Below are 24,843 nucleotides of genomic sequence, written 5' to 3'. Positions count from 1 at the left end.
ATACCCCGCGGCCCGCGATCCATAGGCGGCGGACAAGGCCTTGCCACGCGGTGGGACGCCTCCGGTGTCGTGATGTAATTTGTCCCCATGCACGCACCCTTCCGCCATGTGGCGCTCATCGGCAAGTACCAGGCGACGGCCGCGCGCGAGCGCGATGCCGTCATCGAGGGCATTGCGGCGTTCCTGGAGTCGCGCGGCTGCGTCGTGGTGCTCGAGCGCAGCAGCGCCGAATGCGGCGAGGACGGCGTGCCGCGCGCCGGCCGCTGGCCCCTGCTCACGGTGCAGGAAATCGGCGAGCAATGCGACCTGGGCCTGGTCGTCGGCGGCGACGGCACGATGCTCGGCATCGGCCGCCAGCTTGCCCGCTACGGCGTGCCGCTGATCGGCATCAACCGCGGCCGCCTGGGCTTCGTCACCGACATCCCGCTGGAACATTACGAGGCCACACTCACGCCAATGCTGGCCGGCGAGTACGAGGAAGACCACCGCAGCCTGATCCAGGCGCGGGTCATGCGCGCCGGCGAGGTCGTGTTCACCGCCCAGGCCATGAACGACGTGGTGGTCAACCGCGGCGCCACCTCCGGCATGGTCGAGCTGCGCGTCTCGGTCGGCGGGCATCTGGTGGCCAACCAGCGTGCCGACGGCCTGATCATCGCCACGCCCACGGGCTCCACCGCCTATGCGCTGTCGGCGGGCGGGCCGATGCTGCATCCCTCCATCCCCGGCTGGGTGATGGTGCCGATCGCGCCGCACACCCTGTCGAACCGGCCGATCCTGCTGCCCGACGCCGAGGAGATCTCGGTCGAGGTGGTGGGCGGGCGCGACGCCAGCGCCAATTTCGACATGCAGTCCCTTGCCTCGCTCGCCCATGGCGATCAGGTGCTGGTGCGGCGCTCCGAGCACCGCGTGCGCTTCCTGCATCCGCGCGGCTGGAGCTATTTCGACACCCTGCGCAAGAAACTTCACTGGAACGAAGGAGGCTCCTGAGTGGCCCTGCGACGCATCGTCCTGCGCGACTTCGTCATCGTCCGCGCCCTCGACCTGGACCTGGCCGAGGGCTTTACCGTGCTCACGGGCGAAACCGGCGCCGGCAAGTCGATCCTGATCGACGCCCTGCAACTGGCGCTGGGCAACCGGGCCGACGCCGGCGCCGTGCGCGAAGGCGCCGAGCGACTGGATGTGAGCGCCGAATTCGACGCCGACCCGGCGCTCGGCACCTGGCTGGAAGAAGGCGGCTTCGAGGCCGGCGACACCCTGCTGCTGCGCCGCACCGTCGACACCCAGGGCCGCAGCCGCGGCTGGATCAACGGCAGCCCGGCCACCGCCACGCAGCTGCGCGAACTGGGCGGCCACCTGCTGGACATCCACGGCCAGCATGCGTGGCAGAGCCTGACCCGGCCCGATGCCGTGCGCGGGCTGCTGGACGCCTACGCCGGCGTCCGCACCGCCGCCCTGGACGCCGCCTGGCAGAACTGGCGCCAGGCCGGCACCGCGCTGGAAGCCGCCCGCAATGCACAGGAAAGCCTGCTGCGCGAGCGCGAACGCCTGCAGTGGCAGATCGGCGAGGTCGACAAGCTGGCGCCGGGCGCGGACGAGTGGGAAGAACTCTCCAGCCAGCACACGCGCCTGGCCAATGCCCAGTCACTGATCGACGCCGCGCAGGCCGCCACCGGCCTGCTGGATGAGGACGAACAGGGCGCCCTGGCCCTGCTCTCGCGCGCCGCCGACCGCCTGCAGGACCTGGCCCACATCGAGCCCGAATTCAAGGCGCTGGGCGACGAACTTGCCGGCAGCCTGGCCCAGGCCTCCGACGCGCTGCATGCGCTGCACGGCTACCTGCGCCGTACCGAGACCGACGCCGACCAGTTGCAGGCGCTGGACGAACGCCTGGGCCTGTGGATGTCGCTGGCCCGCCGCTACCGCCGCCCGCCCGAGGAGCTACCTGCCCTGCTCACCAGTTGGCGGCAGGAACTGCAGACGCTGGAAGCGCAGGCCGACCTGGCCGCGCTGGAACAGGCCGAGCAGCGGGCACGCCAGGCCTTCGACAAGGAGGCACGCGCCGTCGGCCAGGCCCGCAAGAAGGCCGCCCCCAAGCTCGCCGCGGCCATTACCGAAGCGATGCAGGGCCTGGGCATGCAGGGCGGCCGCTTCGCCGTCGAGCTGCAGCCGCTGCCGCAACCAGCGCGCCACGGCATGGAAGACATCGCCTTCCTCGTCGCCGGCCATGCCGGCGGCACCCCGCGGCCGGTGGGCAAGGTGGCTTCGGGCGGCGAGCTGTCGCGCATCGCGCTGGCCATTGCCGTCACCACCAGCCAGTTGGGCACCGCGCAGGCGCTGATCTTCGACGAGGTGGACACCGGCATCGGCGGCGCAGTGGCCGACACCGTGGGTCGCCTGATGCGCCAGCTCGGCCGCGATCGCCAGGTGCTGGCCGTGACCCACCTGCCGCAGGTGGCGGCCTGCGCCGACCACCATCTGCGCGTGGCCAAACGCACGCTCAATGCGGCGACCGCACAGGGCGGCAAGCCGCAGCCGGTCACGGAAAGCACGGTCGCGCCGCTCGACGGCGAAGGCCGCATGCAGGAGATCGCCCGCATGCTGGGCGGCGAGCGTGTCTCGGCCGCCTCCCTCGCCCATGCCCGCGAAATGCTGAGCCCGCAGGAAAGCTGACGACGATGAACCCCTCCATGGACCTGGTGCTGATCACCGGCATGTCCGGCTCCGGCAAGTCGGTGGCCCTGGCCGCGCTCGAAGACGCCGGCTACTACTGCGTCGACAACCTGCCGCCCGAGCTGCTGGATGACTTCATCCGACTGCAGAAGGAGAACCAGGCGCCACTGGTGGCCGTGGCCATCGATGCGCGCAGCGGCACCTCGCTGTCGAAGGCGCCCATCCGCCTGGCGGCGCTGCGGCAGGAAGGCATGGCCGTGCGCTCGCTGTTCCTCGACGCGACCACCGAGGCACTGGTGCGCCGCTATTCGGAGACCCGGCGCCGCCATCCGCTGTCGCGCCAGCACGGCGGCGTCGACGCGCCGGAGCAGGAGCGCGCATTGATCCAGGCCATCGAGCTGGAGCGCGAACTGCTGGCCGAACTGCGCGAGGGCGCAGACCTGATCGACACGAGCCTGATCCGCCCGGCCCAGCTGCGCACCTACATCAAGGCCCTGATCGAGGCGCCGCAGCGCACGCTGACCCTGGTGTTCCAGTCCTTCGCCTTCAAGCGCGGCGTGCCGCTCGATGCCGACTACGTCTTCGATGTGCGCATGCTGCCCAATCCGCATTACGTGGCGGCGCTGCGCCCGCTGACCGGCCGCGACCAGCCGGTGATCGACTGGCTGCGCCAGCACGATGCCGTGGCACGCATGTTCGGCGACATCGAGCAGTTCCTGCAGCACTGGATGGATGCGCTGGCGGACGACCATCGCAGCTATGTCACCGTGGCCATCGGCTGCACGGGCGGTCAGCACCGCTCGGTCTTCCTGGTCGAGCAACTGGCCCGCACCTTCGGCGAACGCTGGGTGACGCTGCGGCGGCACCGCGAGATGGACGCCGAATAACCGCTGGTCGCCCGGGCTCCAGCGCCCCGGGTGAGGCGTCCTGACCCGGGTCCCACCCGGCGGACTCAGCCGATCCGGGTGGCGCGCTCTTCCAGCAACCGACGCACCGGCGCAGGCAGGCCCAGCGCCGGCCAGTCCTCGGCGGCCACCCACCGCCCTTCCAGACCAGCCATCTCGCTGCGCGCGGCGTCGACCTCGACCGGATGCAGGTGCAGGTCCTTGTGCGTGAGCACATGCAGGAAAGCCGGCAGATGCCGCAACGCCGGCCGCAACGCCGTCGGCAGGGCGTCCTCCAGCGCTTCAGCGCTGTCGAAGACTGGCAGCGCATGCAGGCCGGCCCAGATGCCGCTGGCCGGCCGCTTCTGCAACCACACCGCCTGCCCGTCGGCCGAGCGCGCCAGCAGCAGCCACAGCGACTGCGCGCTGCGCTTGAGCTTGCGCGTCTTGATGGGCAGCCGCGCCGGATCGCCCTGGCGGCGGCCTTCGCACAGCGCCTCGACCGGGCAGATCAGGCACTGCGGCTGGCGCGGCAGGCAGACCGTGGCGCCCAGGTCCATCAGGCCCTGGGTGTAGCGGGAGATGGCCTCGGTGTCGCCCTCGGGCGGCAGCAGTTCGTCGGCCGCCTTCCACAGCAGTTTCTCGTTGGCGCTGCTCGCCAGGTCGCCCTCGAAGGCCAGCAGGCGCGAGAGCACGCGCTTGACGTTGCCGTCCATGATCGACACCCGCTCGCCGAAGCAGAAGGCGGCGATGGCGGACGCCGTGGAGCGGCCGATGCCGGGCAGCGTCTGCAGCAGTTCGGCGCTGTGCGGAAAGCTGCCGCCGAAGCGCACGACCACGTCCTGGGCGCAGCGGTGCAAGTTGCGTGCGCGGCTGTAGTAGCCCAGTCCGCTCCACAGGCCCATGACCTCGTCCTCGGGCGCGGCAGCCAGGTCCGCCACCGTGGGACAGCGCGTCAGGAAGCGCTCGTAGTAGCCCAGCACGGTCGACACCTGCGTCTGCTGCAGCATGATCTCGGACAGCCAGACCCGGTAGGGGTCGCGGGTGTTCTGCCAGGGCAGGCTGCTGCGGCCATGCGTCTTCTGCCAGGTCACCAGGCGCAGCCAGAACGCATCGGCGCATTGGCGCGCCTGCCGCACGACCGGTGCGGCGTCGGTCGCGGCGGATCTCACGCCGCGCGCAGTTGGGTGTCGCCGGCAGCCGGCGGGGCGCCGGGCTCGGGCTTGCGGCCGACGAGCACCTCGCAGAGGTCGCGCAGCCGCTGCTCCAGGGCGCGCAGCTGCGCGCCCTGGCCGGCGAGTTCCGCCAGGCGCTCGTCCAGGCTGCTGGCGGCGTCGCGCACGCGGGCCATCGACTCCACGCGCCGGGCATAGGTGGCGCGGCGCTCGTTCATCTGGCGGTCCATCTGGGAAAAGGCGCTGCGGCGCCAGTCCTCGATCTCGCCCAGCGCGGCGTCGCGGACGGTGCGCACGCGGCTGGACAGGGCCTGCGCCAGCCGCTCGCAGAATTCGGATTGCACGAGGCGCAGGATGTTGCCCATGCCGAGGTAGTGCAGATGGCTCTGCTCGATGCTGCTCATCTCGGCAATGTACTTCGACAGATCGGGCTCGGCCGGGGCCTGCAGGGCAAAGCCATGTTCGGCATTGAGTTGGCGGAAGGCCGCATGCAGCATGGCCTGCAGCTCGGCCATGGTGGCCTGCACATCGCCGAGGTTGGTGCGCAGCCCGTCGAAGGTGCGGGCGTAGACCTGCGCAAGCTGCAGCTTGATGCCGGGCCGGCCCAAGGCCTGCGCGAACTGCGCCATGTCGGACTTGAGGGCCGTCGGGCCGAGCACGGCCTGCATCTCGCGCATGCGCTTGCCCAGCACGGCGCGCAGGGCCGAGACGCGTTCGGCGCCCGCCTCGAATTCCGACTGTTCCTGCTCGACCCGGCGCATCATGTGCCGCAGCGTGGCGGTGTTCTTGCCGCGCAGGCCTTCGAGCTCCATGCCCTGCTCCGTCAGCTCCCGCTGGCGCAGGCGCAGGATGCGCTGTGCCTCGGCGCGCAAGGCGTCCAGCCCGCCCTCCACGGCGCGGCGCAGGATGGCCTCCCTTTCGGCGAGCAGCCCCTGGCCCAGCAGCGCCTCGAGGGCCGGCAACCGGCTGGCCTGCAGCAGCGGCGCATCGCCTGCGATGCGCGCCTGCAGGCCCTTCTGCGCCGACACCGGCAGCACGCGCCGGCGGGGCACGCCCAGCATGTCGGCGGACAGGGCGCACTGCCGTTCGATCTGGGCCTCGATCTGTCCGGGTGCGCTGAGCGAGTCCCACAGCGTGTCGATCTTGTTCAGCGCGACGATGCGCGAGGCAACGGCCGGTGCGGCCCCGCCCAGGTGTTCGCGCCAGATGGCGAGGTCGGAGCGGGTCACGCCCGTGTCGGCCCCCAGGATGAACAGCACGGCGTGGGCCTGGGGCAGCAGGCTCATCGTGAGCTCGGGCTCGGCGCCGATGGCGTTGAGGCCCGGCGTGTCCAGGATGACCAGGCCCTGCTCCAGCAGGGGATGCGGAAGGTTGAGCACCGCATGGCGCCAGCGCGGGACCTCGACGTGCCGGTGGGCATCCACGGGCAGGGCGTCGTCGCCAGCGTCCTCGCGCCAGAAACCCAGCGCCTTGGCCCGTTCGAGCGGGACACGGTCGACCTCGGCCACTTTCTGCATGGCGGCCGCGAGCTGCTCGCCGTCATCCGGCGACAGGGCAATCCCGGTCCAGCCCTCGGACGATTCGCGCCACTGCTGCAGCGACCGGGGCACGAGCCGCGTGTCGATCGGCAGCAGCCGCAGCCCGGGGGCCTGCCCCGCGTCATGGCGCAGCTCCACGGGGCACATGGTGGTGCGTCCGGCGCTGGCCGGCATGATGCGCCGGCCATAGTCCGCAAAGAACAAGGCGTTGATCAGCTCGGACTTGCCGCGCGAGAACTCCGCGACGAAGGCCACCATGACCCGGCTGTCGCGCATCAGGGACTCGGCATCCCTCAGCCGCTCGGCCACGGCGTCATCGAGCAGGTCGTTGTCGCCCAGCCAGGAAGCCAGCCAACGCAGCCGATGGGCCAGACTGCGTCGCCACGCGCCGTGCTGCTCGAACTGCTGGGAGAAAGGAACGCTCACGGACGCCTGCGGAAGAATTTACAAAATATAACAGTTGCGAATGCCCTTCACCGCCCACCGGCAAGGCGTCGGCGCCCGGGGCTCCGATCCGTACGGCGCTCAGGCCTTCTGGCAATTCGGGCAGAAATAGGTCGAGCGCTGGCCCTGGCGCAGAAGCCGGATTGGCGCCCCGCACTGCCGGCAGGGCTCGCCTGCCCGTCCGTAGACCATGGCCTGCAACTGGAAGTGCCCAGCCTGACCGTCGATGTGGGAGAAATCGCGCAGCGTGCTGCCGCCCGCCTCGACCGCGCGCGCCAACACCTCGCGGACGGCGGCATGCAGCCGTGCGGCACGCGGCCGTGAAATACGGGCCGCCGGCACCGTCGGCCGGATGCCGGCAAGGAACAGTGCCTCGGACGCGTAGATGTTGCCCACCCCCACCACCACGTCGCCGGCCAGCAGCACCTGCTTGACCGGCGCGCGCCGTCTTCTCAGCCCCTCGTGGAAGCGGCCGAGGTCGAAGGCATCGCCGAGCGGCTCCATGCCCAGCCCACCCAGCAGCTTGCGCGCCAGCGGCGCGTCCTCGCCATCGACATGGATCACCGCGCCGAAGCGCCGCGGATCGTTCAACCGCAGCGTGCCACGCGTGGTGGTCAGGTCGAAGTGGTCGTGCGGTCCGGGCTCGGGCAGCGCCGGCGCAAACCGCAGGCTGCCCGACATGCCCAGGTGCACCAGCAGCATGCCCCGGTCGAGATCGATCAGCAGGTACTTGCCACGCCGCCGCACCTGCACCACGGTGCGCCCGACCACCGCGTCCGGGTCCACCTCCAGCGCCCATCGCAGCGGCTTGCCCACACGCAGGGCGGTGATGACGCCGCCGGCGATGCGGTCGGCAAAACCGCGGCGGGTGACTTCGACTTCTGGGAGCTCGGGCATCGGAAACACGCCGCATGCGCAGGAGCAGCGCACCATCGCCCTCGCCCCAGATGCGGACAAAGGCTTGGATTATTATGGTTCGATGAGTCCCTTGCCCCGCCGGCGCCATCTGGCGACAGCCGTTCTGACCCTCGCCTCGCTCAGCGCCGCCGCGCAGTCGGTGCCCCCCGGTCCACCACCCGCGCCGCCCGCCCCGGCGGCAGAACCAGCCCAGCCCTCGGCCATGACGGCCGAGCTGTTCTACGAAGTGCTGCTGGGCGAACTCAACGCCCGCGACGGCGATCCGGTCGAGGGCTTCCAACTGCTCCTGGACTCCGCTCGCCGCACGCGCGAGCCGGCCCTCTTCCAGCGCGCCGTCGATGTCGCCGTGCGCGCCCGCTCACCGGAGGCTGCCCTGGTGGCTGTCCGAGCCTGGAAACAAGCCATCCCGGACGCCCGGGAGCCGCGCCGGCTGGAGCTGCAGATCCTGATCCTGCTGGGCCGCCTGACCGAGACCGTGGACCCGCTGCGTGCCGACCTGGCCGCCACGCCGGTACCGGAGCGCCCCGCAGCCCTTGCGAGCGCCGTCCGGGCCTACAGCCGGGCGTCCAACAAGCAGGCCGCTGCCCAGGCCTTCGAACAAGGCCTGTCGGATGAACTGAAGGCGGGCGCCCCCTCGGCTGGCCTGGCCTGGGCGGCCGTCGGCCGTCTGCGCCTGAACGCAGGCGACACCGCCGGCGCCCTGGCGGCTGCCCAGCAGGGCAACGCCGCCGACCCGAAGGCCGACGCGCCTGCCGTGCTGGCACTCGAACTGATGGACCCGTCCCGGCCCGAAGCCGAGGCGCTCGTACGCCGCTACCTGAGCCAGGAGGACGCCCTGCCCGAGGCGCGCGTGGCCTATGCCCGCGCACTGGCACTGGGGCAGCGCTACGACGAGGCCACGGCGCAGATGGAGACGCTCACGCGCAGCCGACCCGACCTGCCCGATCCCTGGCTGCTGCTCGGCTCCCTGCAGGCGCAGGTCCATCAGGACGCGGCCGCGCAGACGTCCCTGCAGCGCTACCTGGACCTCGCCACCCGCCAGAGCGATGCGGACGAACGCGCCCGCGGCATCGCGCAGGCCTACCTGCAGCTCGCCCAGTTGGCAGAACGTCGCAAGGATTTCGCCGCCGCCGAACAGTACCTGTCGCGCGTGGAGGGCGACGAGGACATGGCGTCCGCCCAGTTGCGTCGGGCGATGCTGCTGGCCAAGCAAGGCAAGGTGGCCGAGGCACGCCAGATCGTGCGCAGCATGCCCGCACGCACGGATGCCGACCGCCGCCAGCAATTGCAGGCCGAAGCCCAGGTGCTGCGCGAGGCCAAGATGAACCAGGCCGTGTACGACCTGCTTGCCGCCGCCAGCGCCCAGGCGCCGAACGACGCCGACCTGCTCTACGACCTCGCCATGGCGGCCGAGAAGCTCAACCGCGTGGACGAGACCGAACGGCTGCTGCGCCGCGTGATCGCCCTCAAGCCGGACAATGCCAACGCGTACAACGCGCTGGGCTATTCGCTCGCTGATCGGAACATCCGTCTTCCGGAAGCCCGCCAGTTGATCCGCAAGGCGGTGGAACTGTCGCCCAACGATCCCTTCATCGCCGACAGCCTGGGTTGGGTCGAGTTCCGGCTCGGCAATATGGCCGAGGCGCAGCGCATCCTCGAAGGCGCCTACAAGACGCGGCCCGATCCGGAGATCGGCGCCCACCTCGGCGAGGTGCTGTGGGCGCAGGGCCAACGCGACCGTGCGCTGAGCATCTGGCGCGAGGCCTCCATGGCCGACGCGGAGAACGAGACCCTGCAGGCCACGCTGCGGCGCCTGCGCGTCAAGCTGTGAAGCGACGCGTGCTGATGGCCGGCGTGGCGGGCGCCACCCTTGCGCTGGCCGGCTGCGCCGCCCCCCAGGCGGCACGCCGCGCGGACACGGGCAGCAGCCACTGGAGCGGCCGCCTGTCCCTGTCGGTCGACAGCAACCCGCCGCAGTCCTTCGCAGCCGTGTTCGAGCTGGACGGCAATCCGGAGCAGGGCGAGCTCTTGCTGACCACGCCGCTTGGCAACACCCTGGGCGCCCTGCAATGGAGCCCCGGCACCGCCGTGCTGCGCGATGGCGCACAGCAGCGACGCTTCGCCTCCATCGCCGCGCTGACCGAGGCCGTGACCGGCGCGGCACTGCCCATCGACGCATTGTTCGAATGGCTGCAGGGCCGCCCGGCCCAGGTTCCGGGCTGGCGGGCCGAACTGTCGCAGGTGGCGCAAGGCCGACTCCAGGCGACGCGCGATGCCCCCCTGCCCACCGCGCAGCTGCGCGTCGTCTTCGAGCGCCCTTCGCCGTGAAGGCCCTCTATGACCTGCCCGCGCCTGCCAAGCTGAACCTCTTCCTTCACATCACTGGTCGGCGTGCAGATGGCTACCACCTGCTGCAGTCGGTGTTCATGCTGATCGACTGGTGCGACACGCTGCATGTGGAGCTGCGCCTGGACGGTGGCCTGTCGCGCGAAGACCTGGGACAACCCCTGCCCGTCGAGGACCTCGTATTGCGCGCAGCCCGCGCGCTGAAGAGCGCGACCGGCACGCAGCAGGGCGCACACATCGGCGTGCACAAGCGCGTACCGGCGCAGGCGGGCATGGGCGGCGGCTCATCGGATGCGGCCACCTGCCTCCTGGCACTGAACCGGCTCTGGCGGCTGGATCTGCCGCTCGCCGAACTCGAACGCATCGGCCTCACCCTGGGCGCCGACGTGCCCTTCTTTCTGCGCGGCCGCAATGCGTGGGTCGAGGGCATCGGCGAGCAGATCACTCCGCTGACGCTGCCCGCAGCCCGCTTCGCCGTGCTCAAGCCAGAGGCTGGACTCGACACACGCCTTATTTTTTCTGCGGATGATCTTCACAGGGCCACAAAACCTGCTATAGTTTCTGTCTTCGCTGCTCAGGACGGCAAACGAATCTTCCGATTCGGACACAACGACCTGCAGCCGGTTGCCCAGCGGCTTTGTCCGCAAGTGAGTCAAGCCCTTCAATGGCTCGATGCACAAGGCCTCAGTGCCAGGATGACCGGCTCCGGAAGTGCCGTCTTCGCGCAGCTGCCGAACGATGCGCCGCAAGGCCCGATCGATCATCTCTCGAAGGATCTTCCCGAGGGTTGGCAACATCGGATCTGCAGCAATCTCGCGCACCATCCCCTCCAGGGCTGGGCCGCGTAGGCAATAACCAATCGCTCGCGGTTGGTTGCGACATTCATCGGTGGATGGTCACTGGACCGTCCTCCTGTGTAGGGGAGTCGCCAAGTTGGTTAAGGCACCGGATTTTGATTCCGGCATTCGAGGGTTCGAGTCCTTCCTCCCCTGCCAAATGCTCTAAAGCATCAGGCTCCACCTTTTCTCTCTGACCGCCGGGAAGCACACATGCAGGCCCCACATCCTGACTTCATGGTTTTCACCGGCAATGCCAACCCGGGCATGGCAGCAGAGATCGTTCAGCATCTCCACACCTCGCTTGGCGCTGCGCGCGTCGGCCGCTTCTCCGACGGCGAGGTCACGGTCGAGATCAACCAGAACGTGCGGGCCCGTGAGGTCTTCGTGGTGCAGTCCACCTGCGCGCCCACGAACGAAAACCTGATGGAACTGCTGATCATGGTCGACGCGCTCAAGCGCGCCTCGGCCGAGCGGATCAGCGCCGTGATCCCCTACTTCGGCTATGCCCGCCAGGACCGCCGCCCGCGCTCCTCGCGCGTGCCGATCTCGGCCAAGGTCGTCGCCAACCTGCTGCAGACCGTCGGCGTCTCCCGCGTACTGACGATGGACCTGCACGCCGACCAGATCCAGGGTTTCTTCGACATCCCCGTCGACAACATCTACGCCTCTCCGGTTCTGCTGGGCGATCTGCGCACCAAGAACTACGAAGACCTGATGGTGGTGAGCCCCGACGTCGGCGGCGTGGTGCGTGCCCGCGCCATCGCCAAGCAGCTGGGCTGCGACCTGGCCATCATCGACAAGCGCCGCCCCAAGGCCAATGTCAGCGAGGTGATGCACGTCATCGGCGAGATCGAAGGCCGCAACTGCGTGATCATGGACGACATGATCGACACGGCCGGCACGCTGGTGAAGGCGGCCGAGGTGCTCAAGGAGCGCGGCGCCAAGAAGGTGTACGCCTACTGCACGCACCCGGTCTTCTCGGGTCCCGCCATCGAGCGCATCGCCCAGGGCTCGGCCCTCGACGAGGTCTGCGTCACCAATACCATCCCGCTGTCCGACGGCGCCCTGGCCTGCGGCAAGATCCGCCAGCTGTCCGTGGCCCCCCTCTTCGCGGAAACCATCCACCGTATCGCCAACGGCGAATCGGTCATGAGCCTGTTCTCGGATTCGGACAGCGCCGCCTGAGGCGCATTCCGGTCCTGGAACTTCCAGTGGGCGCCCTCGCGGCGCCTTTTTGTCGAACGGCACCGCACTGGTCGCGGTGGGTGCCACAGAGGCGGGCCTTCGGTCCAGGCCTCACAGGAGTCACTTATGAAATTCGTCGCTTTCGAGCGCGCCAAGCAGGGCACGGGTGCGAGCCGCCGTCTCCGCAATTCGGGCAAGACGCCCGGCATCGTCTACGGTGGCGAAGGCCAGCCGCAACTGGTCGAGCTCGACCACAACGCCCTGTGGCACGCCCTGAAGAAGGAAGCCTTCCACTCCTCCATCCTCGAGATGGACCTGGGCGGCAACGTGACCAAGGTGCTGCTGCGCGATGTGCAGTACCACCCGTACAAGCAACTGGTCCAGCACGTGGACTTCCAGCGCGTCGATGCCCGCACCCGCCTGACCGTGAAGGTGCCGCTGCACTTCAAGGGTGAAGAAGAGTCCGAAGCCGTCAAGCTGCACCAGAACCTGGTGAACCACGTGATGACGGAAATCGAAATCAGCGTGCTGCCGGCCGACCTGCCCGAGTTCATCGAGGTCGACCTGTCGGGTCTGGCTGCTGGCGGTACCGTGCACCTGGCCGACATCAAGCTGCCTGGCCGCGCCAAGGCCATCACCCATGGCAAGCCGAACCCCGTGATTGTGTCGGCCGTGGCGCCTGTGGTCGAGGAAGAGGCGCCTGCTGCTGCGCCCGCTCCGGCTGCCGAGCCCGCCAAGGGCAAGGGCAAGAAGAAGTAATTGCTTCTTCGCCCGAGGCTGCGCACCTTCGGTGCACCCGCCTCACGGCTCGAACAGGCCCGCCTCGCGCGGGCCTTTTTCATGGGCCGATCGCCTACTCCTTCTCTCCTTGGCCCGGCCAGGCGCCGGGATAATCCATCCATGATCAAGCTCTTCGTCGGCCTCGGCAATCCGGGGCCCGAATATGAGGACACGCGCCACAACGCCGGCTTCTGGTGGATCGACGCCCTCGCCCGCGACTGGAAGCTCCACCTCGCACCCGAGCGCAGCTACCACGGCTTGGCCGCCCGAACGAATGTGGGCGGCCAGACAGTTTGGCTGCTGGAGCCGCAGACCTTCATGAACCTGTCGGGCAAGTCAGTGGCGGCGCTCGCCCGCTTCTTCAAGATCGCGCCGGAAGAAATCCTGGTGGTGCACGACGAACTGGACGTAGTGCCCGGCCAGGCCAAGCTCAAGTTCGGTGGCAGCCACGCCGGCCACAACGGCCTGCGCGACATTCATGCGCAGTTGGGCACCGGCGACTACTGGCGGCTGCGCGTCGGCATCGGCCATCCGGGCGTGAAGTCCGAGGTGGTGAACTGGGTGCTCAAGAAGCCCCTGCGCGAACAGCGCGATGCCATCGACGACGCCATCGTCCGCAGCCTGCGGGCGGTCCCCACCCTCCTGGCCGGCGACATGACCGCCGCGATGCAGCAGATCCACACCCACAAGCCGCCCCGGCCCAAGCCGCCGCGCCAGGAGAACGCGCCTGCGGAAAAACCGCCAGGCTAGATCCACCACTCGTTCGATCAGGGAGGAACCGTGCGACCCATCCACCACCAACAACCGGCGCACCACGATCATCCAGGGCAGCGCCCGGGCCGGCAGTCCATGCTCGCCGTGCTGACGGTGCTGCTGGCAACGACTGCAGCAGCGCAGGCGCAGCCCCAGCCGGCTCGCAGCGGGACCATCTGGCGCTGCGGCAACACCTACAGCCAGATCCCCTGCGACAACGGGCGCTCGCTCGACGAGACCCCGCCGTCATCACCCCAGAAGGCCCGCGAGGCGCAGGCCCAGACCGACCGCATCCAGCGCCGCGCCGATGCCATGGCCCGCGAGCGGGAGCGGATGGAAGACCGGGCCAATGGTCAGCGGCCTGCCGTCTTCGACCACCCCCCGGCGCAACACGCCGGGCCTGCACTGGCCGACCACCACCTGAACAAGCCCCGCGCGCCCAAGCGCGCCACCGTCGGCGGCGACTTCAGCGCACGTGCCGCGGGCGAGGCACCCGCTGGCGCCAAGAAAAAGAAGAAGAAAAAGTCGGAGGCGTGAAGCGGCCTGGCGCCGCAGCGCTCAACGCTGCGGCTCGACCGGCCCCACGGACACGGCGCCCGTCAGCCGCTCGTACTTGGCCATCAGCATCGGCCGCGTCTCCACATGCGCCGGGTTGACCGGGATGCAGGCCACGGGGCAGATCTGCACGCACTGCGGTTCGTCGAAGTGGCCCACGCATTCGGTGCAGCGGTGCGGATCGATCTCATAGAAGGATTCGCCCATCGAGATCGCGTCGTTGGGGCACTCCGGCTCGCAGACGTCGCAGTTGATGCATTCGTCGGTGATCATCAGGGCCATCCCCGGATTATCCCTGGGCGGGCACGCACGTTGCATGCGCGTGAATCATTCCCCTGTCCGGTTATGCTGCGCCGCTTGCCTTCGCGGGCCCAGCTTTCACGATGAGTCTCTTTCTTCTCAAGCGTCTGGCGACGCTGGTCGGCACCCTGATCGGGGCGTCCGTCATCATCTTCCTCGTTCTCGAAATCCTGCCCGGCAACGCGGCCCAGATGCTGATGGGCCCGGATGCCTCGCCCGATGCCGTGGCGGCCCTGGCCACCAAGCTGGGCCTGGACCAGCCGGCCTGGACGCGCTACTGGCACTGGGTCGGCGGCATGCTCACCGGCAACCTGGGCGACAGCTATACCTACGGCTCGCCAGTGGCCGAGCTGATCCTGGAGCGGCTGCAGCTGACCATTCCCCTCGCCTTCATGGCCATGCTGCTGACCACGGTGCTGGCGCTGCTGGTGGGCATGACGGCCGCCGCGCGCCACAACCAGCTGGGCGACGTGGGCCTGATGGGCCTGACGCAGGTGGGCATCGCCATTCCCAACTTCTGGTTCGCCATCCTGCTGATCCTGCTGTTCTCGGTGAAGCTGCAGTGGTTCTCGGCGGGCGGCTTCGACGGCTGGGGCGAAGGCGCGGGCGGCATCCTCGACGGCGTGAAGTCGCTGCTGCTGCCCGCGCTGTCGCTGGCGGTGGTGCAGGCCGCGATCCTGGCGCGCATCACGCGCTCGGCCGTGCTCGAGGTCATGCGCGAGGACTTCGTGCGCACCGCCCGCGCCAAGGGCGTGAGCCAGCGCGCCGTGCTGTGGCTGCATGTGCTGCGCAATGCGCTGATCCCGGTCATCACGGTGATGGGCATGCAGTTCTCCGAACTGCTGGCCGGCACCATCGTGGTGGAGAACGTGTTCTACCTGCCCGGCCTGGGCCGCCTGATCTTCCAGGCCATCAGCAACCGCGACCTGGTCGTGGTGCGCAACTGCGTGATGCTGCTGGCCGCCTTCGTGGTGATCGTCAACTTCGTGGTCGACGTGCTCTATGCCGTGATCGACCCGCGCATCAAGGCTTCCGACATATGAGCAGCGCCGGCATTCCCGCGGCCACGCCCCCCGCCGCCGGCCGCCCTGCGAGCCGGCACGGCTTCTGGCAGCGCGCGCTGCGCCACCGCAGCTTCATGATCGGCGGCGTGCTCACGCTGGCGCTGATCGTGGCGGCCGCGCTGTCCTTCGTGTGGACGCCCTGGTCGCCCTACGACATGGACATGGCCAACAAGCTGGCCGGACCGTCGGCCCAGCACTGGCTGGGCACGGACGCCTTCGGCCGCGACGTGGCCTCGCTGCTGCTGGTGGGGGCGCGGGCCTCGATCCTGGTGGGCATCATCGCGGTGGGCATCGGGCTGGTGGCCGGCACGGGGCTGGGCCTGCTCGCGGCGGCGAAGCGTGGCTGGGTCGAGGAGGCCATCATGCGCCTGACCGACTTCTCGCTGGCCTTCCCGGCGATCCTGCTGGCGATCATGCTAACGGCCGTGTTCGGCGCGGGCATCGTCAACGCCATCATCGCCATCGGCATCTACAACATCCCGATCTTTGCGCGCATCACGCGCGCCTCGGCCAATGCCGTGTGGTCGCGCGAGTACATCGCGGCGGCGCAGGCCTGCGGCAAGGGGCCGTTCGCGATCACGGTGCAGCACGTGCTGCCCAACATCTCGGCGGTGCTGATCGTGCAGATCACCATCCGCTTCGCCATCGCCATCCTGGCCGAGGCGGCGCTGTCGTACCTGGGGCTTGGCACGCAGCCGCCGCAGCCCTCGTGGGGCCGCATGCTGAGCGAGGCGCAGACGCTGATGTTCCAGCAGCCGCTGCTGGCGGTGTGGCCCGGCGCGGCCATCGCCATGGCGGTGCTCGGCCTGAACCTGATGGGCGACGGCCTGCGCGACCTGCTCGACCCCCGCCTGGCCCGCGCCCGATGAACCGCATTCCTTCCGCCTCCCTTTACGCGCCCGGCCTGCACCGGGCGGCGCGCTGACCATGGCCCTGCTCGACGTCAACGACCTGCACATCGGCCTGCAGACCCACCGCGGCCCGGCCGAGGCGGTGCGCGGCATTTCCTTCTCGCTGGAGCGTGGCGAAACGCTGGGCATCGTCGGCGAATCCGGCTGCGGCAAGTCCATCACCGTGATGGCGCTGATGGGCCTGCTGCCCAACACGGCCCGCGTGACGGGCAGCATCCGCTTCGACGGCCAGGAACTCGTGGGCCTGCCCGAGAAGGCGCTGTGCGACATCCGCGGCAACCGCATCGGCATGGTGTTCCAGGAGCCGATGACGGCGCTGAACCCGGTGCACACCATCGCCCGCCAGGTGGGCGAGCCGCTGCGGCTGCACCGCGGCCTGTCGAAGGCCGACGCGCGCAAGGAAGTGCTGGCCCTGCTCGACCGCGTGGGCATTCCCGACGCGGCCTCGCGGCTGGACGCGTACCCGCACCAGTTCTCCGGCGGCCAGCGCCAGCGCATCGGCATCGCCATGGCGCTGGCCTGCGGGCCCGACCTGCTGATCGCCGACGAACCCACCACCGCGCTGGACGTGACCATCCAGAAGCAGATCCTCGACCTGATCCAGGACCTGGTGAAGGAGCGCGGCATGGGCCTGATCCTGATCTCGCACGACCTGGGCGTGATCGCCAACAACGTCCAGCGCATGCTGGTGATGTACGGCGGCAGCGTGGTCGAGAGCGGACCGACGACCTCGGTGTTCGCGGCCAAGGCGCATCCCTACACCCAGGGCCTGTTCGCGGCCCGGCCGGTGCTGGGCGCGCCGCGCGGCGGCCGGTTGGCCACCATCCGCGGCAGCGTGCCCGAGCTGGTTGACCTGCCGGCCGGCTGCCCGTTCGCCGGCCGGTGCAGCTTCACCGAAGACTATTGCCACACGACGCCGGTGCCGCCCACGCAGTTGCCGGGCGACCATGCGGTGCGCTGCCTGCGGCTGGAGGCCGTTGCCGCGGCCGCGGCCGAAGGAGCCACCGCATGAGCGCGCGCCAAGCCCTCACCACGCGCGCAGACGCAGCCGCCGCCATGCGCGACGCTTCCCTCCTCTCCAGGGCCTTCCGATGAGCACCCCGCCCCTGCTGAAGGTCACCGACCTGGTCCGCCACTACGCGCTGCCGCGCGAGAAGCTCTTCTCGCCGCCCCCCACCGTCAAGGCCCTCAATGGCGTGAGCTTCGAGGTGCAGGCCGGACGCAGCCTGGGCATCGTGGGCGAATCGGGCTCGGGCAAGTCCACCATCGCCCGGCTGGTGATGGGGCTGGACAAGCCCACGGCCGGCCGCATCGAGCTGCTCGGCCGCGACCTGAACCGGTTGTCGGCCGCCGAGCTGCGCACCGCGCGCCGCGACTTCCAGATGGTGTTCCAGGACCCGTACGGCTCGCTCGACCCACGCCAGACCGTGGGCCGCATCGTGGCCGAGCCGCTGGACGCGCTCGCCAACGCCTCGCGCGCCGAGCAGCGCGAGCGCGCCGCCGAGTCGCTGGCCGCCGTGGGCCTGCGCAGCACCGACATCGACAAGTACCCGCACGAGTTCTCGGGCGGCCAGCGCCAGCGCATCGCCATCGCCCGCGCCCTCATCACCCGGCCCAAGCTCATCGTGGCCGACGAGCCGGTGAGCGCGCTTGATGTGTCGGTGCAGGCCCAGGTGCTCAACCTCATGCAGGACCTGCAGCAGCAGTTCGGCGTGAGCTACCTGCTCATCAGCCACGATCTGGCCGTCGTCAACCACCTGTGCGACGACGTCTGCGTGGTGCTCAAGGGCCGCATCGTCGAGCAGGGGCCGCCCGAGCGGCTGTTCCGCGAGGCGGAGCATCCGTACACCCGCGGCCTGCTGGAGGCGGTGCAGCATGCGCCCTCCGGCGATGTGCTGCACGCGGCCTGAAAGCCGCTCCAGAGTTGGGCCACAATGGCCCGCGCCGAGGGGCCGCCGGCCGCTCGAGACCCGTTTCCGTCAGCCTTTTCGGAGATCACCTCATGTTGAATCGTCGCACCCTCCTGGTCACCGGCAGCGCCTCTGTCGCGCTGGCCAGCCCCCTCGCCTCGCTGGCCCAGAGCCGCAAGGACACCATGGTGCTGGGCATGACGCTGGAGCCGCCGGGCCTGGACCCGACCGCCGGCGCCGCCTCGGCCATCGGCGAAGTCGTGCTCTACAACGTCCTGGAAACGCTCACCAAGATCAATGCCGACGGCAGCGTGTCGCCCCTGCTGGCCGAGAGCTGGGAAGTCTCGCCCGACCTCAAGACCTACACCTTCAAGCTGCGCCGCGGCGTGAAGTTCAGCAACGGCGAGCCCTTCAACGCGCAGACCGTCAAGTTCGCCTTCGACCGTGCCGGTGGCGAGAAGAGCACCAACAAGGACAAGCGCACCTTCGCCGCCATCAGCACGCAGGCGGTGGACGAGTACACCGTGGTGCTGATCAACAAAGAGATCGACCCCGACCTGCCCTTCGTGCTGGGCCAGGCCACGGCCGTGATCGTCGAGCCCAAGAGCGCCGACGGCAACGCCGCCAAGCCCGTGGGCACCGGCCCCTACAAGCTGGACGCCTGGGCCAAGGGCTCGACGCTGACGCTGAGCAAGTGGGACGGCTTCCGCGACCCCAAGCTGGCCAAGCTCAACAAGATCGTCTTCCGCTTCATCTCCGACCCGGCCGCGCAGGCCGCCTCGCTGATGGCCGGCGACGTGGACGCCTTCCCGCGCATCGCCACGCGCGTGGTGCCGCAGTTCAAGGCCAACCCGCAGTTCCAGGTGATCCTGGGCGGCTCGCGCGCCAAGACCATCGTGGCCATCAACAGCAAGAAGAAGCCGCTGGACGACGTGCGCGTGCGCCGCGCCATCCTGGCCGCCATCGACCGCAAGGCCTTCATCGACGGCGCGGCCGACGGCTTCGGCACGCCCATCGGCAGCCACTACGTGCCCGGCGCGCCCGGCTATGTGGACACCACCGGCATCAACCCCTACGACCCCGAGAAGGCCAAGAAGCTGCTGGCCGAGGCCGGCGTCAAGCTGCCGCTGGAACTCACCATGACGCTGCCGCCCCCGCCCTATGCCCGCCAGGGCGGCGAGGTGGTCGTGGCCCAGTTGGCCAAGGTAGGCATCAACGTCAAGACGCAGAACGTCGAGTGGGCCCAGTGGCTCAGCCAGACCTACGGCGGCGGCCACAACTACGACCTGTCCATCATTTCGCACGTCGAGCCCTTCGACCTGGGCAACTATTCCAAGCCCGACTACTACTGGGGCTACGACAACAAGGCCTTCACCCAGCTCTACGACAAGATCAAGACGACGGGCGACGCCAAGGAGCGCAACAAGCTGCTGGGCGACGCGCAGAAGCTGCTGGCCCAGGACGCGGCCAACGGCTTCATGTACCAGCCGCAGTTCCCGGTGATCGCCAAGAAGAGCGTGAAGGGCCTGTGGACGCAGATGCCCATCTTCTGCAACGACCTGGCCGCGCTGCACTGGGGCTGATGCCTGGTTGAAGAGGCGGCGGCAGAATGGATGCATGCCCGCCGCCTCCAACTTGCCCGCCGATCCGTTCGGCAATCCGATCAGCGTCAGCGACAGCACCAGCCGACGGCTGATCGACAACTTCGCCTCTGGCTTCCTGGCCTGCGAATCCAAGGCGGCCAACCTGGTCACCGAAGGCCACGACGACGACGCGCCGCTCTTCCAGGCCTATGCGGCGGCCCTGCAGATGTTCGCGGAGACGGGCGATGCGCCCGCCGCCGCCCGGCCCCACATCGAGCGCGCGCGGGCGGGTGCCGCCGGCGTCACGCAACGCGAACGGCGCTTCATCGAGGCCGTGGCCGCCTGGGTGGAGGGCGACATGCGCCGCGCGGTGCAGTTGCACGAGGAACAGGCCCGCGACTTCCCGCGCGACCTGGTCTCGGTCAAGCTGGGCCAGTACCACTGCTTCAACCTGGGCGACTGCGCCGGCATGCTGCGGCTCGGCCTGGCCGCCCTGCCGCATGCGGCCGACGTGGCACAGGTTCATGGCATGGTGGCCTTCGGCTTCGAGCAATGCCATCGCCTGCGCGAGGCCGAGGCCAGCGCCCGCCGCGCCATCGCCCTGCAGCGCAAGGAGCCCTGGGCCCACCATGCGCTGGCGCACGTCATGCTCACCGAAGGCCGGCTGCGCGAAGGCCTGGCCTTCATGGAGGACGTGAGCGAGACCTGGACGGGCCTGAACTCCTTCATGGTCACGCACAACTGGTGGCACCTGGCGCTGTTCCTGATCGACCTGGGCCGTGCCGACGAGGCGCTGGCCGTGCATGACCGGCATTGCTGGGGCGTGGCCAAGGCCTATTCGCAGGATCAGATCGGCGCCGTGTCGCTGCTCGCGCGGCTCGAACTGGCCGGCCAGGACGTGGGCGAGCGCTGGACCGAACTGGGCACCTACCTCGCCGAGCACACGCAGGACCAGGTGCTGCCCTTCCTCGACCTGCAGTACCTCTACGGCCTGGCCCGCGCTGCCCGGCCAGAGGCCGACGCCCTGCTGGCGCGCATCGAGGCCTTCGCGCCCCAGGCGCCGGAAGCCAGCCGCCATGCCTGGCAAAAGGTCTGCGTGCCCGCGGCCCATGGCCTGGTGGCCCATGCGCGCGGCGACTTCAAGAAGGCGGCCGAGGCACTGGGCACTGCGCTGCCGCGCATGATCGAGATCGGCGGCAGCCATGCGCAGCGCGACCTCTTCGGCCAGATCCATGTCGATGCGCTGGTGCGCAGCGGCGAAGCCCGCCACCTGGCGCAGGCGCTGGACGTGGTGCAGCCGCAGCGCAACGGCCAGCCGGAATCGCTGCGGCTGGCGCGGCTGGCCGATACGATCCACGCCGGCCTGGGGCTGCCGCCGGTGGCGCACTGAGCACGCGGCCGCTGCAACGGCGTGTGCGACACGCCGTCGGCGTGCGCTGCTGGCGCCGCGCCTCCATCGGCCCCTGCCCCCGCATCCCTCTCATCGTCTTCGGCCTCCGCCCTTCCATGACCACGCCCGTCCCGCATTTCACCGAGCCGACGACCCACTACTGGCAGCAACTGCTGCCGGCCGACGCCGCACCGGCGCCCACGCCGCCGTGGCGCCACGGCGTGCCCGCCACGCTGCCGGACGGCCGGGTGCTGGTGCTGCCCATCCGCCAGATGGCCGACGACCCGGGCCTGGCGGTCGCCTCCTTCCTGTGCAACCAGGCCTCGCTGGACGTGGTGGATGAACTCAGCCGCCTGCTGGCCGAGCGCCTGGCACCGCTGGCACCCGAGGTCGTGATCGGCCTGCCCACGCTGGGCCTGACCTTCGCGCCGCTGGTGGCCCGCCACCTGGGCCACGCGCGGTACGTACCGCTCGGCTACTCGCGCAAGTTCTGGTACGACGAGGCGCTGTCGGGGGCGGTGCAGTCGATCACCACGCCGACAGGCGGCAAGCGCGTCTACCTCGACCCGCACCTGCTGCCGCTGGTGCAGGGCAAGCGCGCCGTGGTGGTGGACGATGCGGTGAGCAGCGGCCGCACCCTGCTGGCGCCCTGGACCATGCTGGAGTCCATCGGCGTGCAGGTGGCGGCGGTGGGCGTGGCGATGCGCCAGGGCAACCGGTGGCGCGACACGCTGGGGCCGGAGCGCGTCGCCCGCGTGGTCGGCGTGTTCGAAAGCCCGCTGCTGCGCGCCACCGACGAGGGCTGGGTGCCGCGGGACTGAGCGCCCGCGGAGCCCGCCTGGGCATCGCGGCCGCCGCTCCGCTGCCAAGGTGGTACGCAAACTGCTTGAAGCAGCCGCATCACCCTTCCGTATCCCTTTTCGTATACGTTCTGGTGCATGCAGCGGCTCGCGCCCCGGCCGCGCTGCTGCCGCGCCAGGGTGTGCGATGGAGTCCCGCATGTCCCAACCCGCCCCGACCACTCGCCCGCACGCGCCTGCAGGCACTCTCACCCGCCGCAGCTGGCTGCAGGCCGCCGCCGCGGCCGGCGCCACCATTTCGGCCCCGGTCCTGGCGCAGACCCGCGCCATCAGCATCACCCTGCCGTGGGTGGTCAACGGCTCCAACTACTGGCCGATGGTCGGCAAGGAACTGGGCTTCTTCAAGAAGCGCGGCATCGACCTGACCGTGTCGCGCGGCAACGGTTCGGTGGCCGCGGCCCAGGCCGTGGCCAACAAGCAGTTCGACATGGGCGTCGTGTTCTTTGGCGGCACCCTGGTCAACATGGCGCGCGGCCTGCCGCTGCAGGCACTGGCCACCGTGGGCTACGACTCGCTGATGGGCAACCTGGTGCTGGCCGACTCGCCGATCCGCGGCCCCAAGGACTTCGAAGGCAAGCGCGTCGGCACCGTCGCCACGTCGGCCGAGTCGCCCTACTGGGCCGCCTACGCCGCCAAGACCGGCATCGACCTCGCCAAGGTCACGCGCCAGCAGCTCGATGCGCGGCTGATCGAACGCGCGCTCATGGACAAGCAGGTCGACGCCATCACGGCCATCGGCTCGTCCAGCATCCCCGTGCTCGACTCCCTGGGCGTCAAGACCCGCTTCATCCCCTGGTCCGCCGCCGGCATCGAGCTGTATGCGGCCCAGGTCATCGCCCGCACCGAGACCATCCAGGCCGACCCGGGGCTGTGCCAGGCGATGGTCGACGGCATCCTCGAATCGGTGGTCTACACGCTCAAGAAGCCGGAGGAATCGCTGGAGATCCTGTTCAAGGCCCAGCCCGAGATCGCCTTGACCAAGGGCGGCAAGGAGAACGCCCGCCTGTCGCAGGGCCTGGCCCAGGCCACCATGGTGGCGCCCGAGGCCATCGAGCACGGCATGGGCTACAGCAGCATTCCCAAGCTGGCCGGCATGATCTCGCTGGCCGCGCGCGCCGGGGCACTCAAGGCCGATGCCAAGCCGCTGGTGCCCGAAGACCTGGCCACCAACCGCTTCGCCGGCCGCATCAAGCTGAGCGCCGCCGAATGGGATGCGGTGCGGCGCAACGTGGCGCCCTACGCCAAGCTGGTGGGCATGGCCTGATGGCCGCGCAGGCCAGGGCGATCACGCTGCCGACCCTGCCGGAGCCGCTGGAGGCCTGCGCCTCGCAGACGGCGCTGGTGGTGATCGACATGCAGAACGGCTACCTGTCGCCCGGCGGCTACCTGGACCTGGCCGGCTTCGATGTCAGCGGCACGCCGCCGGTGATCGAACGTGCGGCGCAGGTGCTGCAGGCGGCACGCCGCGCGGGGCTCATGGTGGTCCATGCGCAGAACGGCTGGAGCCCCTCGCTGGCCGAAGCAGGGCCACGCCGCTCGCCGATGTGGCACAAGTCCAATCCGCTCAAGTACATGCGCGCCCATCCCGGCAGCCAGTTGCTGATCCGCGGCACCTGGGACCATGCGATCGTCGAAGCCCTCCAGCCGCTGCCGCACGAGCCCGTGGTGCACAAACCCCGCTACAGCGCCTTCGCCGGCACGAACCTGGAGATGATGCTGCGGGCGCATGGCATCACCACCCTGGTCTTCGTCGGGGTCAACACCAATGTGTGCGTCGAGACCGCCGTGCGCGATGCCTTCCACCGCGAGTTCTTCGCCGTGATGGTCGCCGACGCCACGCTGCAGGCCGGCCCGCCGTCCGTCTATGAATCCAGCGTGTTCAACATCCAGAAGTTCTTCGGCTGGACCGCCACGACCGCCGACATGGTGGCTTTCCTGGAGGGTCTGGCGGCGCCGGGCGCCGAGGCCATCGCCCCATGACAGCACCGTTGCGCCGCATCGTCCTGCCCCTGGCCTTTGCCCTGGTCACCCTGCTGGCCTGGGAGGCCGCGGTGCGCGTCTTCGCCATCCGCGAGGTGCTGCTGCCGGCGCCCAGCGCCGTCGCCGCGCGGCTGGTCGACACCTTTCCGCTGCTCATGCACCATGCCTGGCCCACCGTGTGGGAAAGCGTGGCCGGCTTCGCCATCGCATCGGTGCTGGGCGTGGCGCTGGCCGCCCTGCTCAGCGCATCGGCGCTGATGCGCGACATGCTCTATCCCAACGTGGTGCTGTTCCAGCTCATCCCCAAGATCGCGCTGGCGCCGCTGTTCATCGTATGGCTGGGCATCGGCTTCCAGTCGCGGCTGACCTTCTCGGTGTTCATCAGCTTCTTTCCGGTGGTGATCGCCACGCTCGCGGGGCTGGACCATGTGGACCGGTCGCTGCTGCGGCTGTGCCGGGCGCTCACCGCGTCGAGCTGGCAGGTCTTCGCCTGGGTGCGGTTGCCGCATGCGCTGCCCTACGTGTTCAGCGGCATGAAGATCGCGACCACCTTCGCCATCATCGGCGTGGTGGTGGGCGAGTTCATCACCTCGCAGGCGGGGCTGGGCTACCTGGTGCTGTTCGCCTCGGCCCAGGCCGACACCGCGCTCATCCTGGCGGCCATCCTGGTGCTGTGCTTCTTCGGCCTGGCCTTCTATGGCCTGGTGGCGATGCTGGAGCGCTGGACCCAGCGCCGCTTCGGTGGCTGATGCCATGAC

At 69.7% G+C, this 24,843-nt stretch carries 24 protein-coding genes and 1 tRNA gene; 21 read left to right on the top strand and 4 right to left on the bottom strand.

What is annotated here, in order from left to right; genetic code table 11:
* The first annotated feature begins 87 nt into the window (after positions 1-87).
* The 3 genes from L0984_RS24675 to rapZ are packed head-to-tail and all read left to right on the top strand — an operon-like array spanning position 88 to position 3,557.
* Positions 88-987: an NAD kinase gene (locus tag L0984_RS24675; protein ID WP_234196995.1), complete on the top strand. Its 900-nt coding sequence runs from the start codon at positions 88-90 to the stop codon at positions 985-987.
* On the top strand, positions 988-2,670 hold the full coding sequence (recN, locus tag L0984_RS24670) for a DNA repair protein RecN (RefSeq protein WP_234196994.1): 1,683 nt from the start codon (positions 988-990) through the stop codon (positions 2,668-2,670). It abuts the gene before it with no gap.
* 5 nt (positions 2,671-2,675) lie between these two features.
* Complete coding sequence (gene rapZ, locus L0984_RS24665) at positions 2,676-3,557, top strand: RNase adapter RapZ (RefSeq protein WP_017758146.1); 882 nt, start codon at positions 2,676-2,678, stop codon at positions 3,555-3,557.
* Between the two features lie 65 nt (positions 3,558-3,622).
* On the opposite strand, the gene mutY is transcribed toward rapZ, so the two are convergent.
* From mutY to mutM, 3 genes are all read right to left on the bottom strand, one after another.
* The gene (gene mutY, locus L0984_RS24660) at positions 3,623-4,693 is read right to left on the bottom strand and encodes an A/G-specific adenine glycosylase (protein ID WP_234197190.1); all 1,071 of its coding nucleotides are present in this window, start codon (positions 4,691-4,693) and stop codon (positions 3,623-3,625) included.
* Positions 4,694-4,722: 29 nt separating this feature from the next.
* Positions 4,723-6,693 (bottom strand): dynamin family protein, encoded by a 1,971-nt coding sequence (locus L0984_RS24655; RefSeq protein WP_234196993.1) that lies wholly within the window; start codon positions 6,691-6,693, stop codon positions 4,723-4,725.
* Positions 6,694-6,792: 99 nt separating this feature from the next.
* Positions 6,793-7,608, bottom strand: a complete 816-nt coding sequence (mutM, locus tag L0984_RS24650; protein WP_234196992.1) for a bifunctional DNA-formamidopyrimidine glycosylase/DNA-(apurinic or apyrimidinic site) lyase — start codon at positions 7,606-7,608, stop codon at positions 6,793-6,795.
* 82 nt (positions 7,609-7,690) lie between these two features.
* On the opposite strand from mutM, the gene L0984_RS24645 reads away from it, so the two are divergent.
* The 8 genes from L0984_RS24645 to L0984_RS24610 all read left to right on the top strand — a co-directional run bounded on the left by L0984_RS24645 (position 7,691) and on the right by L0984_RS24610 (position 14,069).
* The gene (locus tag L0984_RS24645; RefSeq protein ID WP_234196991.1) at positions 7,691-9,460 is read left to right on the top strand and encodes a tetratricopeptide repeat protein; all 1,770 of its coding nucleotides are present in this window, start codon (positions 7,691-7,693) and stop codon (positions 9,458-9,460) included.
* 14 nt (positions 9,461-9,474) lie between these two features.
* On the top strand, positions 9,475-9,957 hold the full coding sequence (locus L0984_RS24640) for an outer membrane lipoprotein LolB (RefSeq protein WP_234197189.1): 483 nt from the start codon (positions 9,475-9,477) through the stop codon (positions 9,955-9,957).
* Positions 9,954-10,823, top strand: a complete 870-nt coding sequence (ispE, locus tag L0984_RS24635) for a 4-(cytidine 5'-diphospho)-2-C-methyl-D-erythritol kinase (protein ID WP_234196990.1) — start codon at positions 9,954-9,956, stop codon at positions 10,821-10,823. The genes L0984_RS24640 and ispE overlap by 4 nt, the downstream gene beginning before the upstream one ends.
* A 70-nt stretch (positions 10,824-10,893) precedes the next feature.
* Positions 10,894-10,970, top strand: a tRNA-Gln gene (locus tag L0984_RS24630).
* A 54-nt stretch (positions 10,971-11,024) separates the two neighbouring features.
* Positions 11,025-11,999 (top strand): ribose-phosphate pyrophosphokinase, encoded by a 975-nt coding sequence (locus L0984_RS24625; protein WP_234196989.1) that lies wholly within the window; start codon positions 11,025-11,027, stop codon positions 11,997-11,999.
* A 126-nt stretch (positions 12,000-12,125) separates the two neighbouring features.
* Complete coding sequence (locus tag L0984_RS24620) at positions 12,126-12,758, top strand: 50S ribosomal protein L25/general stress protein Ctc (RefSeq protein WP_017758154.1); 633 nt, start codon at positions 12,126-12,128, stop codon at positions 12,756-12,758.
* A gap of 141 nt (positions 12,759-12,899) precedes the next feature.
* Positions 12,900-13,529, top strand: a complete 630-nt coding sequence (gene pth, locus L0984_RS24615) for an aminoacyl-tRNA hydrolase (RefSeq protein ID WP_234196988.1) — start codon at positions 12,900-12,902, stop codon at positions 13,527-13,529.
* 30 nt (positions 13,530-13,559) lie between these two features.
* Positions 13,560-14,069 (top strand): hypothetical protein, encoded by a 510-nt coding sequence (locus L0984_RS24610; RefSeq protein WP_234196987.1) that lies wholly within the window; start codon positions 13,560-13,562, stop codon positions 14,067-14,069.
* Positions 14,070-14,090: 21 nt separating this feature from the next.
* On the opposite strand, the gene L0984_RS24605 is transcribed toward L0984_RS24610, so the two are convergent.
* Positions 14,091-14,369 carry a YfhL family 4Fe-4S dicluster ferredoxin gene (locus L0984_RS24605; protein ID WP_234196986.1) on the bottom strand — a complete coding sequence of 93 codons (279 nt, stop codon included), beginning with the start codon at positions 14,367-14,369 and terminating at the stop codon, positions 14,091-14,093.
* 101 nt (positions 14,370-14,470) lie between these two features.
* Here L0984_RS24605 and L0984_RS24600 point away from each other — a divergent pair, with 101 nt between their 5' ends.
* The 10 genes from L0984_RS24600 (at position 14,471) to L0984_RS24555 (ending at position 24,834) form a co-directional block, all read left to right on the top strand.
* Complete coding sequence (locus L0984_RS24600) at positions 14,471-15,430, top strand: ABC transporter permease (protein WP_234196985.1); 960 nt, start codon at positions 14,471-14,473, stop codon at positions 15,428-15,430.
* Positions 15,427-16,320 (top strand): ABC transporter permease, encoded by an 894-nt coding sequence (locus tag L0984_RS24595; protein ID WP_234196984.1) that lies wholly within the window; start codon positions 15,427-15,429, stop codon positions 16,318-16,320. Before L0984_RS24600 ends, L0984_RS24595 begins: the two co-directional genes overlap by 4 nt.
* A 58-nt stretch (positions 16,321-16,378) precedes the next feature.
* Positions 16,379-17,374 (top strand): ABC transporter ATP-binding protein, encoded by a 996-nt coding sequence (locus L0984_RS24590; protein ID WP_234196983.1) that lies wholly within the window; start codon positions 16,379-16,381, stop codon positions 17,372-17,374.
* Positions 17,375-17,453: 79 nt separating this feature from the next.
* Positions 17,454-18,272 carry an ATP-binding cassette domain-containing protein gene (locus L0984_RS24585; RefSeq protein WP_234196982.1) on the top strand — a complete coding sequence of 273 codons (819 nt, stop codon included), beginning with the start codon at positions 17,454-17,456 and terminating at the stop codon, positions 18,270-18,272.
* 92 nt (positions 18,273-18,364) lie between these two features.
* Positions 18,365-19,855, top strand: coding sequence for an ABC transporter substrate-binding protein (locus L0984_RS24580; protein ID WP_234196981.1), 1,491 nt, complete (start codon positions 18,365-18,367; stop codon positions 19,853-19,855).
* Positions 19,856-19,889: 34 nt separating this feature from the next.
* A complete protein-coding gene (locus tag L0984_RS24575; RefSeq protein ID WP_234196980.1) occupies positions 19,890-21,245 on the top strand; it encodes a tetratricopeptide repeat protein in 1,356 nt (451 codons plus the stop codon).
* Between the two features lie 116 nt (positions 21,246-21,361).
* Positions 21,362-22,066 carry a phosphoribosyltransferase gene (locus L0984_RS24570; protein ID WP_234196979.1) on the top strand — a complete coding sequence of 235 codons (705 nt, stop codon included), beginning with the start codon at positions 21,362-21,364 and terminating at the stop codon, positions 22,064-22,066.
* 178 nt (positions 22,067-22,244) lie between these two features.
* Complete coding sequence (locus L0984_RS24565) at positions 22,245-23,369, top strand: ABC transporter substrate-binding protein (RefSeq protein WP_234196978.1); 1,125 nt, start codon at positions 22,245-22,247, stop codon at positions 23,367-23,369.
* On the top strand, positions 23,369-24,085 hold the full coding sequence (locus tag L0984_RS24560; RefSeq protein WP_234196977.1) for an isochorismatase family protein: 717 nt from the start codon (positions 23,369-23,371) through the stop codon (positions 24,083-24,085). The genes L0984_RS24565 and L0984_RS24560 overlap by 1 nt, the downstream gene beginning before the upstream one ends.
* A complete protein-coding gene (locus tag L0984_RS24555; protein ID WP_234196976.1) occupies positions 24,082-24,834 on the top strand; it encodes an ABC transporter permease in 753 nt (250 codons plus the stop codon). The genes L0984_RS24560 and L0984_RS24555 overlap by 4 nt, the downstream gene beginning before the upstream one ends.
* The last annotated feature ends 9 nt before the right edge of the window (positions 24,835-24,843 follow it).

Origin of the sequence: Pseudacidovorax sp. NFM-22 (assembly GCF_021401245.1) — a bacterium.
Lineage (GTDB): Bacteria > Pseudomonadota > Gammaproteobacteria > Burkholderiales > Burkholderiaceae_C > Xenophilus.
The sequence above is the reverse complement of the archived record's forward strand: the minus strand, read 5'-3'. Positions and strand labels throughout refer to the sequence as shown.